The organism is Rhizobium sp. K102 (genome assembly GCF_022385315.1).
Taxonomy (GTDB): Bacteria; Pseudomonadota; Alphaproteobacteria; order Rhizobiales; family Rhizobiaceae; genus Rhizobium; species Rhizobium croatiense.
The window spans coordinates 3,489,509-3,504,331 of record NZ_CP092436.1; the positions used below are offsets into that span (position 1 = coordinate 3,489,509).

At 62.1% G+C, this 14,823-nt stretch carries 12 protein-coding genes, 1 tRNA gene and 1 pseudogene; 6 read left to right on the plus strand and 8 right to left on the minus strand.

Going from position 1 to position 14,823, the window contains the following annotated elements; translation table 11 throughout:
* Positions 1 to 54: 54 nt before the first annotated feature.
* The 4 genes and pseudogenes from MHI61_RS23265 to MHI61_RS23280 form a co-directional block, all read right to left on the minus strand.
* The gene (locus MHI61_RS23265; protein WP_239790733.1) at positions 55 to 771 is read right to left on the minus strand and encodes a hypothetical protein; all 717 of its coding nucleotides are present in this window, start codon (positions 769 to 771) and stop codon (positions 55 to 57) included.
* A pseudogene (locus MHI61_RS23270) lies at positions 749 to 1,298 on the minus strand (Panacea domain-containing protein). Before MHI61_RS23270 ends, MHI61_RS23265 begins: the two are co-directional and overlap by 23 nt.
* Before the next feature lie 196 nt (positions 1,299 to 1,494).
* Positions 1,495 to 1,570 (minus strand) — tRNA-Ala (locus MHI61_RS23275).
* Between the two features lie 150 nt (positions 1,571 to 1,720).
* Positions 1,721 to 2,104, minus strand: a complete 384-nt coding sequence (locus MHI61_RS23280; RefSeq protein WP_239790735.1) for a TIGR02300 family protein — start codon at positions 2,102 to 2,104, stop codon at positions 1,721 to 1,723.
* Positions 2,105 to 2,432: 328 nt separating this feature from the next.
* Between MHI61_RS23280 and cmk the strand changes: the two genes are divergently transcribed.
* On the plus strand, positions 2,433 to 3,080 hold the full coding sequence (cmk, locus tag MHI61_RS23285; protein WP_097608070.1) for a (d)CMP kinase: 648 nt from the start codon (positions 2,433 to 2,435) through the stop codon (positions 3,078 to 3,080).
* Between the two features lie 174 nt (positions 3,081 to 3,254).
* Positions 3,255 to 4,958: a 30S ribosomal protein S1 gene (gene rpsA, locus MHI61_RS23290; protein WP_003571265.1), complete on the plus strand. Its 1,704-nt coding sequence runs from the start codon at positions 3,255 to 3,257 to the stop codon at positions 4,956 to 4,958.
* 78 nt (positions 4,959 to 5,036) lie between these two features.
* Here the strand turns inward: rpsA and MHI61_RS23295 are convergent, their stop codons facing one another.
* From MHI61_RS23295 to MHI61_RS23305, 3 genes are all read right to left on the minus strand, one after another.
* A complete protein-coding gene (locus tag MHI61_RS23295) occupies positions 5,037 to 6,584 on the minus strand; it encodes a hypothetical protein (protein ID WP_239790736.1) in 1,548 nt (515 codons plus the stop codon).
* 335 nt (positions 6,585 to 6,919) lie between these two features.
* Entirely contained in the window at positions 6,920 to 7,546 is a 627-nt protein-coding gene (locus MHI61_RS23300) for a ribonuclease D (protein ID WP_010027227.1), read from the minus strand.
* Between the two features lie 166 nt (positions 7,547 to 7,712).
* A complete protein-coding gene (locus MHI61_RS23305) occupies positions 7,713 to 8,519 on the minus strand; it encodes a MerR family transcriptional regulator (protein ID WP_097581255.1) in 807 nt (268 codons plus the stop codon).
* Positions 8,520 to 8,685: 166 nt separating this feature from the next.
* On the opposite strand from MHI61_RS23305, the gene MHI61_RS23310 reads away from it, so the two are divergent.
* Together MHI61_RS23310 and MHI61_RS23315 are read left to right on the plus strand one after the other, a co-directional pair.
* Entirely contained in the window at positions 8,686 to 9,966 is a 1,281-nt protein-coding gene (locus tag MHI61_RS23310; protein WP_239790738.1) for a 4-aminobutyrate--2-oxoglutarate transaminase, read from the plus strand.
* 57 nt (positions 9,967 to 10,023) lie between these two features.
* Positions 10,024 to 11,505 carry an NAD-dependent succinate-semialdehyde dehydrogenase gene (locus MHI61_RS23315; RefSeq protein WP_239790740.1) on the plus strand — a complete coding sequence of 494 codons (1,482 nt, stop codon included), beginning with the start codon at positions 10,024 to 10,026 and terminating at the stop codon, positions 11,503 to 11,505.
* A gap of 45 nt (positions 11,506 to 11,550) precedes the next feature.
* Here MHI61_RS23315 and MHI61_RS23320 read toward each other — a convergent pair whose 3' ends face one another.
* Positions 11,551 to 11,760 carry a SlyX family protein gene (locus MHI61_RS23320; protein ID WP_027682258.1) on the minus strand — a complete coding sequence of 70 codons (210 nt, stop codon included), beginning with the start codon at positions 11,758 to 11,760 and terminating at the stop codon, positions 11,551 to 11,553.
* A 180-nt stretch (positions 11,761 to 11,940) separates the two neighbouring features.
* On the opposite strand from MHI61_RS23320, the gene uxaC reads away from it, so the two are divergent.
* A complete protein-coding gene (gene uxaC, locus MHI61_RS23325; RefSeq protein WP_239790741.1) occupies positions 11,941 to 13,356 on the plus strand; it encodes a glucuronate isomerase in 1,416 nt (471 codons plus the stop codon).
* Complete coding sequence (locus MHI61_RS23330) at positions 13,353 to 14,810, plus strand: mannitol dehydrogenase family protein (protein ID WP_239790743.1); 1,458 nt, start codon at positions 13,353 to 13,355, stop codon at positions 14,808 to 14,810. Before uxaC ends, MHI61_RS23330 begins: the two co-directional genes overlap by 4 nt.
* Positions 14,811 to 14,823 lie beyond the last annotated feature (13 nt).

Consider the following 14,823-nt stretch of genomic DNA (forward strand, 5'->3'; position numbering starts at 1 on the left):
GTGATGACATCTCGGATACGTTACCGTCTATCCAATTTGGGGTGACTTTGGTGGTTATAAGATGCCTCCGATGCCGCTCCGCTTGCGCCGCGCTTCCGCTGTACGCTCGTCGTTGACCTCCTGCCAAATGCGGTAGGTAGAGGCCACCATGTCTTCCAACTCGTCGAGTGAATAGAGGTCAACGCCATGATCGGTGAACAGCTTTACCGCACGGTCGCCCTCATCGTCATCAGCACTGAAGCGGATGATAGCAAGGTTGATGTCTGAAAAGTCGTCATCGGAGGCCCGAATACGCTCATGCATCATGGAGAATGCAAAGCGTCGTGCTTCTTGGGTTAAACCTCGGGTCCGGCGAGGGTCTATGAAGACTGCGTAAGGCTGCTCCTCAAGCGCCAAGACCATAGGCAGCCAGAAGCTTACCTTGCGGCCAATCCCCATAGCCAACGGAAAGAAATCATGGTGCCTGCCTATCACCCCGCGTGAGGTGGCGAACGCGTGTAGCGCCTTGGCAATCTGCCTATTGTTCTTTAGTTCAGGACCTGCCTTGCAGCCCCGGACCAAACGCTCGTCAATCTTGCAGTAGGGCGTCGCCTCGGAGAGGCCGAACATGGCAGGCTGAATGTTGAAGAGGTCGCCGAAGCAGGAGCGAACATGCTTGTAGGAGAACGTGGAGAAGCCCGATTTCATTTGCCTCAGAGCAGCCCGCTTCATGTCATCCGGGAGGGGAGCAATCCGCGCTAGATCAGCGTCAGGCAAAAGGGGTGTCGTCACTTGGGTCTCCAGATAACGGTTCCGCACCAATCGAGACCTTATGGTGACGGAATCGATCAATGATTACAGTATCGGAGATTCTCAAACCGAATGCAACTTCTGCCTTTGCGCGGTCCACTACATGCGACCATGGAGAGTCCCTTTGCATGAGAAAGGTCCACGAGACGGCCAGTGGGCATGCGACCATAGGAATTAAGAACCTGCTGAAGCAAGCCGGTCAACCGAGCGTCGTTAGGGGTGGCTATCGCGCGGGGTCGGCCTGTGAGGATATGTTGACCTGTCGCCCGAAACGTGATTGCCGATGAGCCGGCGTCCTTGAATGCGCGATAGGCGGACGGATGTACCGGACCGTACTGCCATGCCTCGAAGTAGCCTGAGACAAGTGGCGTCTTGGTCTGCATCAGGTAAATGCCGTGAGCGAAATAAAGAAGCTTTTGGAGGGAGAGGTTCGTGAGCTGAATGCCAAGCCTATCCGCCTCATCCAACATGAGGTTCGCTACAGCCCGTGGGTCGTATCCCCCGCTCATGACATAACGCTCATCTCTCCGATGGTTGGCTTGAGTTTCACCTAACGCGAATCAAAAAGCTACGCTGCTTCCGGTTAATATCCTCGATACCCACAACGATGGGTACTACCCGTGGGTACTTTATTGGGTACTTGATCGACTGGACGGCTGCCACAACCCATTGATTTTAATTAAAGATAGCGAATGCGAGGGGAGTTGGTGGAGCTAAGCGGGATCGAACCGCTGACCTCTTGCATGCCATGCAAGCGCTCTCCCAGCTGAGCTATAGCCCCATCAAGGTGGTCCGGCTGAGTGCCGGTCCTGGGATGCTTCGCAGGGCGTGCCCTGCGGAGTGGCGGCTTATTACTTCCGGTTTTCGGAGATAGCAAGCCTAAAAAATTCGGCCCGGAGAATTTTTTCCTCGCCGGGCCGAAATGCAGTCGTCAGACTTCGTCTTCGTCGCCGGTCACGCCGATGATGTCGCTCATGTCGTCATCGTCATCGTCTTCGTCGGGTGTGAGGAAGGTATCGTCGTCGTCGTCGCCTTCGATTTCGACATCGTCGTCGCCCATATCGGGGATGTCGTCGCCGCCGGCGGCGTCATCGGCATCTTCCAGCGAGACCAGTTCGACTTCAGTGTTTTCGGTATCGACTTCCGCAACCTCGTCTTCCTCGGCGACGTCGGCGATCGCCGAGGTTTCCTCGAAGAAGGACAGGGGGTAGGACTTGCCGGTATAAGGAGAAATGATCGGATCCCGGTTCAGATCGTAGAACTTCTTGCCGGTTTCCGGATCGGTGCGCTTGGTTCCAAGTTCCGCTTTCGCCACTATAAGCCTCGTGAGAATGGCCGAATCCGCGATTCGGCAAAATGCCGTTCAAGCCGGCGTTCCATCGGAATTTATAAGCCGGTCCCCTTAATCGCTGCGGCTTCGCATGTCAAAGCCAAACTTTATGATCGCAGTGCCGGGCATTTCCGGCACCGGCGGATGCCCGGCCGGCTCCCCTCTCGCAACGAGGCGCGAGGGCTGCGGAAGCGGGCGGAGACGGCCGCCGGAAAGGGCGGGCTTGCGAAGGAAATGCTGCGCCTTTACAAAGCATTATGCCACGTGTGGCACCGCGTCGAGGCCCGTAAGCGCCCTGCTCCAGGATTGATCCATGACGACCAAGACTTTCACCATCGCCATCGACGGCCCGGCGGCGGCCGGCAAGGGCACGCTTTCGCGCCGCATCGCCGAGCAATATGGCTTCCACCATCTCGATACGGGCCTCACCTACCGCGCCACCGCCAAGGCGCTGCTCGACGCCGGCCTGCCGCTTGACGATGAGGCGGTGGCGGAAAAGATGGCGCGGGAGGTTGAACTTGGCGGGCTCGATCGCGATATACTTTCGCAACACGAGATCGGCGAAGCCGCCTCGAAGATCGCCGTCATGCCGGCGGTGCGCCGGGCGCTCGTCGAGGCGCAGCGGCGGTTCTCCGAAAAAGCGCCGGGCACGGTGCTCGACGGGCGCGATATCGGCACGGTCGTCTGCCCGGATGCGCCGGTCAAACTCTATGTGACGGCAACGCCGCAGGTGCGCGCAAGGCGCCGTTATGACGAGATTGTCGGCAAGGGTGCGACGGCGGATTTCGATGCGATTTTCGAGGACGTCAAGCGGCGTGACGAACGCGACATGGGACGGGCCGACAGCCCCTTGAAACCAGCGGTCGATGCGCACTTGCTTGATACGTCGGAAATGAGTATAGAGGCCGCGTTTCAAGCTGCGCAATCGATCATCGATGCGGTCTTGAGCCGAAATGCCTAAATTGAAGCGATTTTGCATGCGGAGACGCATCGATCGCTGTTAATGCAGCCTGAAATTCCGTCCAAGCGCCGGATTGCCTTCGTGAAAGAGGGCGGACTGGGTTCAGGCCCGTTCAACGCAAACCAACCGGCGCATACGTGTCCGCTTTCCTATCCAGGACACGCAGGAGATTTTATGTCAGTAGCTACTCCCTCCCGCGAGGATTTCGCGGCTCTTCTCGAAGAGTCCTTTGCCAAGAACGACCTGGCCGAAGGCTATGTCACCAAGGGCATCGTGACGGGTATCGAGAAGGACGTCGCCGTTGTCGACGTCGGCCTCAAGGTTGAAGGCCGCATCGCGCTCAAGGAATTCGGCGCACGCGCCAAGGATGGCCAGCTCAAGGTTGGCGATGAAGTCGAAGTTTACGTTGAGCGTATCGAAAACGCGCTCGGCGAAGCGGTTCTGTCGCGCGAGAAGGCTCGCCGCGAAGAGAGCTGGGTCAAGCTCGAAGCCAAGTTCGAAGCCGGCGAGCGCGTCGAAGGCGTGATCTTCAACCAGGTCAAGGGCGGCTTCACGGTCGACCTCGACGGTGCGATCGCCTTCCTGCCGCGTTCTCAGGTCGACATCCGCCCGATCCGCGACGTCACGCCGCTGATGCACAACCCGCAGCCCTTCGAAATCCTCAAGATGGACAAGCGCCGCGGCAACATCGTGGTTTCGCGCCGTACGGTTCTGGAAGAATCCCGTGCCGAGCAGCGTTCTGAAATCGTTCAGAACCTCGAAGAAGGCCAGGTTGTCGACGGCGTCGTCAAGAACATCACCGATTACGGTGCGTTCGTCGACCTCGGCGGCATCGACGGCCTGCTGCACGTCACCGACATGGCATGGCGCCGTGTGAACCATCCGTCGGAAATCCTGAACATCGGCCAGCAGGTCAAGGTTCAGATCATCCGCATCAACCAGGAAACCCACCGCATCTCGCTCGGCATGAAGCAGCTCGAGTCCGATCCGTGGGATGGCATCCAGGCCAAGTATCCGGAAGGCAAGAAGATTTCCGGTACCGTCACGAATATCACCGACTACGGTGCATTCGTCGAGCTGGAGCCGGGCATCGAAGGCCTGATCCACATCTCGGAAATGTCCTGGACCAAGAAGAACGTTCACCCCGGCAAGATCCTGTCGACCAGTCAGGAAGTCGAAGTCGTCGTTCTCGAAGTCGATCCGTCCAAGCGCCGTATTTCGCTCGGCCTCAAGCAGACGCTGGAAAACCCGTGGGCAGCATTCGCCCGCAGCCATCCGGCCGGCACTGAAGTCGAAGGCGAAGTCAAGAACAAGACCGAATTCGGCCTGTTCATCGGCCTCGACGGCGATGTCGACGGCATGGTGCACCTCTCCGACCTCGACTGGAACCGTCCGGGCGAACAGGTCATCGAGGAGTTCAACAAGGGTGACGTCGTCAAGGCCGTCGTTCTCGACGTCGACGTCGAGAAGGAACGCATCTCGCTCGGCATCAAGCAGCTCGGCAAGGATGCGGTCGGCGACGCCGCTGCATCGGGCGACCTGCGCAAGAACGCCGTTGTTTCCTGCGAAGTCATCGCGGTCAACGATGGCGGCGTCGAAGTGAAGCTCGTCAACCACGAGGACATCACGTCCTTCATCCGCCGTGCCGACCTCGCCCGCGACCGCGACGAACAGCGCCCCGAGCGCTTCTCGGTCGGCCAGGTCTTCGACGCCCGCGTCACCAACTTCTCCAAGAAGGACCGCAAGATCATGCTGTCCATCAAGGCTCTGGAGATTGCGGAAGAGAAGGAAGCCGTCGCTCAGTTCGGTTCGTCCGACTCCGGCGCTTCGCTCGGCGACATCCTGGGCGCAGCCCTGAAGAACCGCGGCGGCGAATAAGCCCCGCATCCTTCGCAAAATTGAAGAACCCGCCGGAGCGATCCGGCGGGTTCTGCATTTTCAGGCAATGAAGCCGTATCATTCCCAGCCGACCATGCGCTGGTAGAGCGCATAAACAGGGTCGGCGACTGCGCCGGCCGGCTGGGGCGCCGGATCGGCGTCGATCATTCGCGGCGTCCTTCGCGCAGGTGCGGCGTCGGTCGTTGCGGGGTCGGGCTCGGCCTCCTCGCCGGACTGCGCCTGTTGTTCTTCCTGCTGCTGATCCTCGGAAGCGTCGTCGCGCTGATGCTGATGCTGGTGATGCGTTTCCCCTGCCGTTTCGTTCGGCGGCATATCCTTGGCGAACTGATAAGGCAGCTGGGTATAGGCAAAACCATCCGGCATTCTTGCCGCAAGCGGCACATAGGAGGGTTCAACGGCTTCAGGCGTCGACAGTATTTGCGGCTGTGCGGCAATCTCCATCGGCTGACGGTCAGCCGCCGCGGTGACCTTGCTCTCTGTCGGCGCGGGATGGAGTGCTACGGCCTGGCGCAGGTCGGATGCCGGAATTTCCGCCGGCTGTCTCGCCAAAGCCTCGGCCGCATCGCTGATGACAGCGTCATCGAGAATGGCATCGATCTCCACTGCCGCCTCGACGGGACCATCCTCCAGTCCGGTGTCGGCGTCCTGCTCGCGGATGATGGTGGCGATCATCTTGGAGACCTCTTCGGTCATCGAAGCGACAATACCCGTCCAGTTTCTGGGAATGACGGGATCGGCCTTTTCCGAATTCGCGCGCGGTTGGACGGCAGGCGGCTCCGCCGTCTCCCTGCTGTCGCCGGCCGCGGCTGTCTCCATGGATTGCCGGGCTTCGGGCTCCGGGGCGGCCGGATTTTCCGGCGCGAGGTCTTCTGTCGTCGCCGGCGCGGAGCGGGCGTTGCCTCCAAGCTGCGGCGTTTTCGGCTCGGCTGTTTCGACAGTCTCGGCGGCGATCATCTTCTCGTCCGTCATAAGTGCTTCAGCCCCGACATGGGCATCGGCCGGCGCGGGCGCCTCTTCTGCCGGCTGGCGCATGGCGGCAGGCAGGCTGCCCTCATGCAGCTGGATTTCAGGGCGGGCATCGGCGCGCATCGGCGAAGCGTCGTTCTGGCCATAGGAACGCACCACGGCGCGGGCGGCCAGATCGCGGTCCTTGTAGCGGACGATTTCGAGATAAGCGACGATCCGGGCAGCTTCCGGACCTGTCGGATTCTTCAAGGCTTCGGCGATCATCCTGAGCGGCAGGTTATGGCCCTGTCCGGCAAGCTGGCGCTCGACCTCGTCGATCCGGGCGGCCGGCAGGCGCCGGATGGCATCGGCGAGCCGGGAGGCGAAGGCAAGATTGGTTTCGTCCTCGCCGCGATCCAGAGAGATGGCACGGCCGGCCGCATCGAGGACATCGAAAAGGGCGTCGACCATGCGCTCCCGCGCGGCCAGCAGCAGGATATTCAGCTTGCCGGCAATGGCGGAATTCAGGTCGGCGGCTTCGACGGCATTGACGGGCGCCGGAGCAATGACAGACCGGCCGAGGCCGCCGGCGACGATCGCCGCAGTCTGGCCTTGAGACGAAAAGCTTGCATTGGACGCTGCACGAACGGGAGTCAACATGGCATGCTCCTTTCGCAAAGTGACGATGAAAGCAGGCTCTATGAAAGGACCGTGCTCATCCGATCCCTCTGCATCCCAGCAGATCCTCCTGTCCGCATGACGCAATTCCGGCGTCATCGAATGCATAAAAATTAACAAGAATTTTAGTAAAGAGATCTTAACGAAATGCTAATGCATGTCGCCCGGAACTGTGCAGCGGTTCCGGGACAAGAACATGCCTAGAAACAAAGAGCTAAAGCGCGGCGCGATCACTTGGATTCGTTTCACGCCCTTCAGTGTTCGCTTACGGCCGCGGAGCCACGCACGCGGGTGCCAGCGTTCACCGGGCGGTTCGCTCAGCTATGGGCGAAGATATCGGCCTCTTCCCAGCCGAGCAGATCGAGCTTGGCGCGGGTCGGCAGGAATTCGAAGCAGGCGGTGGCATGGTCGAAGCGACCGTCGCGGATCAGGCGTGCGGTCAGCTTGTCGCGCAAAGCATGCAGGTAAAGTACGTCGGAAGCGGCATATTCGAGCTGGGCCGGAGACAGCGTTTCGGCCGCCCAGTCGGACGATTGCTGCGTCTTGGAGATGTCGATGTCGAGCATTTCCTTGAGATTGTCCTTCAAGCCATGGCGATCGGTGTAGGTCCGGATCAGGCGCGAGGCGATCTTGGTGCAGAAGACCGGGGTCGTCGTGACGCCGAAGGTGTGGAAGAGCACAGCAATATCGAAGCGGCCATAGTGAAAGATCTTCTGATGGGTCGGATCTTCGAGCAAGGCGACGAGATTGGGCGCCTCTTTCTGGCCGGCGGCGATACGGATGACGTCGGCGGTGCCGTCACCCGGCGAAAGCTGGACGACGCAGAGCCGATCGCGGCGCGGCACCAGGCCGAGCGTTTCGGTGTCGATCGCTACCGCGCCGGTGTAGCGGGCCGCATCGGCCGTGGAAATATCGCCTTCGTGATAACGTATGGTGGCGGCCATGAGACTATCTTTCGTTCGAAACAGCCGCGTCTCTTTTCAGACGCGCAAAGGACGCTATAGCGCTTGAATTGCTGCGTGATTTTATCCTTATATCGATTTTCGACCTAAGGAATTGCGTAGGTAGCGCTATAGCGCAAAGGCGCGAAGTGCGAAACCGCTTCTTCGCTCAGAATGTCGGCGGCGTGTTGATCCAGAGAAGCACGGTTTCGCCGTCGTGGCGGTTGCGCCAGGAATGGTAGCGGCGGCTTTCGAAATACAGCGAATCGCCCGGAAAGAGTTCGAAGAACTGATCGCCGTCGAGCACCAGTTCCAGCTGGCCGGACAGGACATGCATGAATTCCTCGCCCTCGTGGCGATAGGCGCCCTCGCTGGCCGCGCCGGGCGCCAGCACGAAACGATGGCAATCCATCATCCTGGGGCCTTCGGCCAGCAGCTGCACGGTCACTCCGGGCGTCGTTTCCGGCCAGCTGCGCCATTCGCCGGCGCGCACCAGGACCGGCACCTCGCCGCTTTCCTCGCCGGAGAGGCGGGAGACGGTGGTGCCGTAATAATCGGCGAGATCGTGCAGCGTCTTGAAGCCGACGCCCTGCGAGGTGCGCTCGAGCGTCGAGAGGGTCGAAGCGGTGATGCCGTTATCGCCGGCCACCTGTTCCAGCGTCTTTCCGGCGGCATGGCGCAGGCTGCGCAGCCTGCGGCCGAGGCCGGAATCCTGGCTTGCCTCCCCCTCGGCCGAGGGGTCTTCACCCTCCAGCGCCTCGCGGATGGCCGCGGGATTGAGGCCGCGCTCGACCCGATACCAGGAGATGCGCTTCAGGCGCGCCACGTCGTCGGCGCTATATTGTCGGTGACCGGTTTCGGAGCGGCCGGGAACCACCAGACCCTGGCTTTCCCAGAGACGCAGCGTCGAGGCGGAAACGCCCGCCAGCCGCGCGGCCTCCGCCACCTTGTAGCGCACAGGCCCGTTATCGTTCATTCGCCACTATCCCCGATTCTCGTCGGACGAGCATTCATCAAAACGCGTGATGTTTGAAGCAAAAAATGCCGCTTGTTTTTTTGCAGAAGAAATGTAGGAATTTCATGAAGCCTTGCAGAACTTATGCAAGATAATTTTCTCGCCCTTTCGCTACAGGAGCAGATCGATGACCGCGACAAGCCTTACGGACCGGAAGAACGCCGCAATTTCGCGCGGCGTCGGCATGACCACCCAGATCTATGCGGACCGCGCCGAGAATGCCGAGATCTGGGACAAGGAAGGCCGCCGCTATATCGATTTCGCCGCCGGCATCGCCGTTCTCAACACCGGGCACCGCCATCCCAAAGTCATCGCGGCAGTCAAGGATCAGCTCGACCATTTCACCCATACCTGCCACCAGGTGGTTCCCTACGAAAGCTACGTCAGCCTTGCCGAACGGTTGAACGCGTTGCTGCCGGGTGCCTTCGAAAAGAAGACGATCTTCGTCACGACCGGCGCCGAGGCGGTGGAAAATGCCGTCAAGATCGCCCGTGCGGCAACCGGCCGCTCGGCCGTCATCGCCTTTGGCGGCGGCTTTCACGGCCGCACCTTCATGGGCATGGCGCTGACCGGCAAGGTGGTGCCCTACAAGGTCGGCTTCGGCGCCATGCCGGGCGACGTCTTCCACGTCCCCTTCCCGGTCGAACTGCATGGTGTTACCGCCGATCAGTCGCTTGCCGCGCTAAAGAAGCTCTTTGCCGCCGATGTCGATCCGCAGCGGGTCGCCGCCATCATCATCGAGCCGGTGCAGGGCGAAGGCGGCTTCTATTCCGCACCCGCAGCCTTCATGAAGGCGCTGCGCGAACTCTGCGACCAGCATGGCATCCTGCTGATCGCCGACGAAGTGCAGACCGGGTTTGCCCGTACCGGCCGGATGTTCGCGATGGACCATCACGAGGTGGCGGCCGACCTGACGACGATGGCAAAGAGCCTTGCCGGCGGCTTTCCGCTCGCCGCCGTCACCGGCCGCGCCGAGATCATGGACGCACCGGGACCTGGCGGACTCGGCGGCACATACGGCGGCAATCCGCTCGGCATCGCCGCCGCGCATGCCGTCCTCGACGTCATCGCCGAAGAGGATCTCTGCGACCGTGCGAACCTGCTCGGCGGTCGGCTGAAGCAGCGGCTGGAATCGCTGCGCGACAGCGTGCCCGAGATCGCCGATATCCGTGGCCCTGGCTTCATGAACGCCGTCGAATTCAACGACCGGACGACCGGATTGCCGAGCGTTGAATTCGCCAACCGGGTGCGGCTGATCGCACTCGACAAGGGCCTGATCCTGCTCACCTGCGGCGTTCATGGCAACGTCATCCGTTTCCTCGCGCCGATCACCATTCAGGACGAGGTTTTCGGCGAGGCGCTCGATATTCTCGAGGCTTCGATGCTGGAAGCCGGTGCGGCCAAGTGACCGGACCGGATTTCAACGGCTGCCGGCGACCGGCAGCCGCTTCCAAGGAGATTTGACATGGCTTTCACCACTGCTCTGACGAAGCACGTTCCCTTCTCTTCGCCGTTCCTGCGCGACGCCGGCTATATCAACGGCGTCTGGACATCGGGCGACGCCGCCAAGACCTTCGACGTGCTCAATCCGGCAACGGGCGAGCTGCTTGCTTCACTGCCCGATATGGGAGCCGGCGAGACGCGGGCGGCGATCGATGCGGCCTATGTCGCCCAGCCGGCCTGGGCTGCACGCCCGGCCAAGGAGCGCAGCGCCATCCTGCGCAAATGGTTCGACCTGATGGTCGCCAATGCCGACGAACTCGCCGCGATCCTGACCGCCGAAATGGGCAAACCGTTCGCCGAAGCGCGCGGCGAAATCCTGTATGCCGCGTCCTATGTCGAATGGTACGCCGAAGAGGCCAAGCGGATCTACGGCGAGACGATCCCGGCGCCTTCCCAGGACAAGCGCATGATCGTCATCAAGCAGCCGGTCGGCGTCGTCGGCACGATCACGCCGTGGAATTTCCCGGCGGCGATGATCGCCCGCAAGATTGCGCCGGCGCTGGCCGTCGGCTGCACGGTCGTCTCGAAGCCCGCCGAACAGACGCCGCTGACGGCAATCGCACTGGCCGTGCTCGCCGAACAGGCCGGCATCCCGGCCGGCGTCTTCAATCTCATCGTCGGCACCGACGGCCCAGCGATCGGCCGCGAGCTCTGCGGCAATGACAAGGTCCGCAAGATCAGCTTCACCGGCTCGACCGAGGTCGGCCGCATCCTGATGCGGCAGTGCGCCGACCAGATCAAGAAGGTGAGCCTGGAGCTCGGCGGCAATGCACCCTTCATCGTCTTCGACGATGCCGATCTCGACGCCGCGGTCGAAGGCGCGATCGCCTCCAAATACCGCAATGCCGGCCAGACCTGCGTTTGCGCCAACCGCCTCTACATCCAGTCGGGCATCTATGACGCCTTTGCGGCCAAGCTTGCCGCCAGGGTCGCCGAGATGTCGGTCGGCGACGGCTTCCAGGCGGGTGTCGAGATCGGGCCGCTGATCGACGAGCAGGGCCTTGCCAAGGTGGAAGATCATGTCGGCGACGCGCTGGCCAAGGGCGCCAAGGTGCTGATCGGTGGCAAGCGCATCGACGGCGCCGGCACCTTCTTTGCGCCGACGGTGCTGACCGGCGTGGCGCGCGGCATGAAGGTGGCGCGTGAGGAAACCTTCGGACCGGTGGCGCCGCTCTTCCGCTTCGAGACGGCCGAGGATGTGATCGCTGAGGCCAATGACACGGAGTTCGGCCTGGCCGCCTATTTCTTTGCCGGCGACCTGAAGAAGGTCTGGCGGGTGGCGGAAGCGCTGGAATACGGCATGATCGGCATCAATACCGGCCTGATGTCGTCCGAGACGGCGCCTTTCGGCGGCATCAAGCAATCCGGTCTCGGCCGCGAGGGCTCGCGCCACGGCGCCGACGATTATCTCGAAATGAAATATCTCTGCATCGGTGGCGTCTGATTCGCCAGCCGCGAGAAGCGGGCACGCGCCACTCGCCGCGTGCCGTCAATAATGCGGCGGGCGGGTGATACCAGGCGCTTCTAGCGACTGCTCCTCGAGCGACAGGAAACGTTCGGTCAGTCGGTCGAGCTTGGTGCGCATCTGCTCGACGATCTTCCATTGCTCGGCCAGCTGATCGGAAAGCTCCTCGATCGTCTTTGCCTGATGGGCCAGCATTTCCTCCAGCCGGGTGATGCGGTTCGTCTCGTCGGACATCGATCCTCCTTTGCCGACACCGGCAGAATAGATGGTTCTCCCAAAGCGGAAATAGGCCATCTCGTCAATGTTTTCGATGGCCGGCGCAGCCGCGCGCAAAACTGAACCGTTTGGTTACTAAAAGACCTTGCCGCGCCTGATGTTGTGGGGTAGGCCCTTATCCATCAGGGAGGAATACTGATGGATGCAGGAAACGGCTTTCTTCATCCGGACCGGCTCTTTCCGGCCGATCCGGCAACACGGACCATCGCGCGAGACCTCTACGAGACGGTGCGCAATCTTCCGATCGTCAGCCCGCACGGGCATACCGAACCGTCCTGGTTCGCCGACGACAAGCCCTTCGAAGACGCGGCTTCGCTGCTGGTCATTCCCGATCACTATCTCTTCCGCATGCTGCACAGCGTCGGCGTTCCATTGGACGAGCTCGGCGTGCCGCGGCTCGACGGCAAGCCGGTGGCTGCAGGCCGCGCGATCTGGCGGAGCTTTGCCAAGCATTACCATCTCTTCCGCGGAACGCCTTCGAGCCTCTGGGTCGACCACGCCATGTCGGCCGTGCTCGGCTGCACTGAGCCGCTGACATCAGACAATGCCGATGCGCTCTACGATCACATCAATGCCCAGCTCGCCCTGCCGGAATTCCGGCCGCGGGCGCTGCATCAGCGATTCGGCATCGAAACGATCGCGACGACCGAGGGCGCGCTCGACCCGCTGGCCCATCACCAGAAGATGGCCGCGGACGGCTGGATCGGCAGAGTGCGCACCACCTACCGGCCGGACAGCGTCACCGATCCCGATGCCGTCGGTTTCCGCGACAATCTCGTCAAGTTCGGAGAGATCACCGGCGCTGACGTGACGCGCTGGGACGGGCTGATCGAGGCGCACCGGCGTCGGCGCGCCTATTTCCGCCAGTTCGGCGCCACCGCGACCGATCACGGTGTGCCGACCGCCTTCACCGCCGACCTGCCGCTTGCTGAAAAGCAGGCGCTGCTCGACAAGGCGCTGAAGGGGCCGCTTTCTCCTCAGGATGCCGAGCTTTTCCGCGGCCAGATGATGACCGAGATGGCCGGGCTTTCGGCCGAGGACGGCATGGTCATGCAGATCCACGCCGGCTCGCGGCGCAATACCGACAGCGGGCTGTTTGCGACGCGTGGCCCCAATATGGGCGCCGATATTCCGACGCGAACGGACTGGGTCGGCGGCCTGAATGCGCTGCTTTCCAGATACGGCCATGAGCCGGGGTTGCGCGTGCTGCTCTTCACCCTCGACGAGACGACCTATGCGCGCGAGTTGGCGCCGATGGCCGGCCATTGGCCCTGCCTGATGATCGGTCCGCCGTGGTGGTTCCACGACAGCCCGCTCGGCATTCGCCGCTATCTCGACCAGGTCGTGGAAACGGCCGGTTTTGCCAATATGGCCGGCTTCAACGACGATACGCGCGCGCTGCTTTCGATCCCGGCGCGGCACGATGTCTGGCGCCGCGAAGTCTGCCGCTTCCTCGCCGGGCTTGTCGCCGAGCACCGGCTTTCCAAGACGGACGCGGAGATCGTGGCAAGCGAACTTTCCTATGGCAATGCGAAGAAGGCCTACAAGCTGTGAGCGAACGACTGCAGACCCTTTCCGGCCTCGCCCCGACGGCGAAGCTTCCCGCCTATGACCGCAGCCGGCTGAAAAGCGGCATTCTGCATCTAGGCCCCGGCGCCTTCTTCCGCGCTCATTTCGCGCCGTTTACCGATGGCGCGCTCGCCGCCGCAGGCGGCGACTGGGGCATCGAGGTGGCGAGCCTGCGCACGCCCGATGTCGCGGACAATCTGACTGCCCAGAGCGGGCTTTATACGACGCTGATCCGCGATACCTCGGGCACGACGGCTGAGGTGATCGGCTCGATCCTGAAGGCGCATGTGGCGCCGCGCGATCCGGCCGGCCTGCTGGCGCGGCTCGAAGATCCGGCGATCCGTATCGTCAGCATGACGGTGACGGAAAAGGCCTATGGTTTCGATCCGGCAACCGGCGGCCTCGACCTCAAACATCCCGATATCGTCGCCGACCTCGCCAACCGGCATGCGCCGCGCGGTGTCATCGGCTATCTCGTCGAAGGCCTTGCGCGCCGCCGGCAGAAGGGGATCGCCCCCTTTACACCGCTGAGCTGCGACAACCTGCCGAGCAACGGCGCCGTGCTGAAACGCCTGGTGCTCGAATTCACCTCCCGCATCGATGCCGATCTGCATCGCTGGATCGAAGCCAACGTGCCCTTCCCCTCGACGATGGTCGACCGGATCACGCCGGCCAGCACCGAGGCGACCTATGCCGATGCCGAGCGGCTGACGGGCCGCACCGATATGGCGGCGATCGAGACGGAACCCTTTACCCAATGGGTCATCGAGGACCATTTCGCCAATGGCCGGCCGGCCTGGGAAAAGGTGCGCGGCGCGCTGATGGTCGAAGACGTCTCGGCCTATGAGAAGATGAAGCTCCGGATGTTGAACGGCGCCCATTCGCTGCTCGCCTATCTCGGTTATATCGGCGGCTATGAATTCATCCGCGACGTCATGGACGATGACGCGCTGGCCGCACTTGCCTATCGCCACATGCACGCGGCGGCGAGAACGCTTGATCCGGTCCCCGGCATCGATCTCGATGATTACGCCAAGGAATTGATAGCGCGCTTTGCAAACAAGGCGATCGCACACCGCACCTATCAGATCGCCATGGACGGCACCCAGAAGCTACCGCAGCGGCTGCTGGAACCGGCATGCGAGGCGCTGGCGCACGGCGACCGGGCAGAGACCTATGCGATCGCCGTTGCGGCATGGATGCGCTATGCGATCGGCGAACGCGGCAATGGCGAGCGCTACGAGCTGCGCGATCCCCGTGCAGCGGAGATCGCCGCGTTGATCGCCGATGTGCCGCGCACCGGCCCGGCGATTTCGGCGGCGCTGTTCACCCTGCCCGGACTTTTCTCGACCGCTTTGACCGGCCATCGTGCCTGGGCGCAGGATGTCTCGGACAAGCTGGAGATCCTGATCCAGGACGATCGGCTGCCGCTGTTTTGAGAGTTGAAGATTC

Excerpts from the sequence above, each read along its gene's own strand:
- MHI61_RS23315 (WP_239790740.1), top strand. The coding sequence starts at position 10,024 with ATGGCTTTCACCACTGCTCTGACGAAGCACGTTCCCTTCTCTTCGCCG.
- MHI61_RS23300 (WP_010027227.1), bottom strand. The coding sequence starts at position 7,546 with ATGGCCGCCACCATACGTTATCACGAAGGCGATATTTCCACGGCCGAT.
- rpsA (WP_003571265.1), top strand. The coding sequence starts at position 3,255 with ATGTCAGTAGCTACTCCCTCCCGCGAGGATTTCGCGGCTCTTCTCGAA.
- MHI61_RS23305 (WP_097581255.1), bottom strand. The coding sequence starts at position 8,519 with ATGAACGATAACGGGCCTGTGCGCTACAAGGTGGCGGAGGCCGCGCGG.
- MHI61_RS23310 (WP_239790738.1), top strand. The coding sequence starts at position 8,686 with ATGACCGCGACAAGCCTTACGGACCGGAAGAACGCCGCAATTTCGCGC.
- uxaC (WP_239790741.1), top strand. The coding sequence starts at position 11,941 with ATGGATGCAGGAAACGGCTTTCTTCATCCGGACCGGCTCTTTCCGGCC.
- cmk (WP_097608070.1), top strand. The coding sequence starts at position 2,433 with ATGACGACCAAGACTTTCACCATCGCCATCGACGGCCCGGCGGCGGCC.
- MHI61_RS23320 (WP_027682258.1), bottom strand. The coding sequence starts at position 11,760 with ATGTCCGACGAGACGAACCGCATCACCCGGCTGGAGGAAATGCTGGCC.
- MHI61_RS23295 (WP_239790736.1), bottom strand. The coding sequence starts at position 6,584 with ATGTTGACTCCCGTTCGTGCAGCGTCCAATGCAAGCTTTTCGTCTCAA.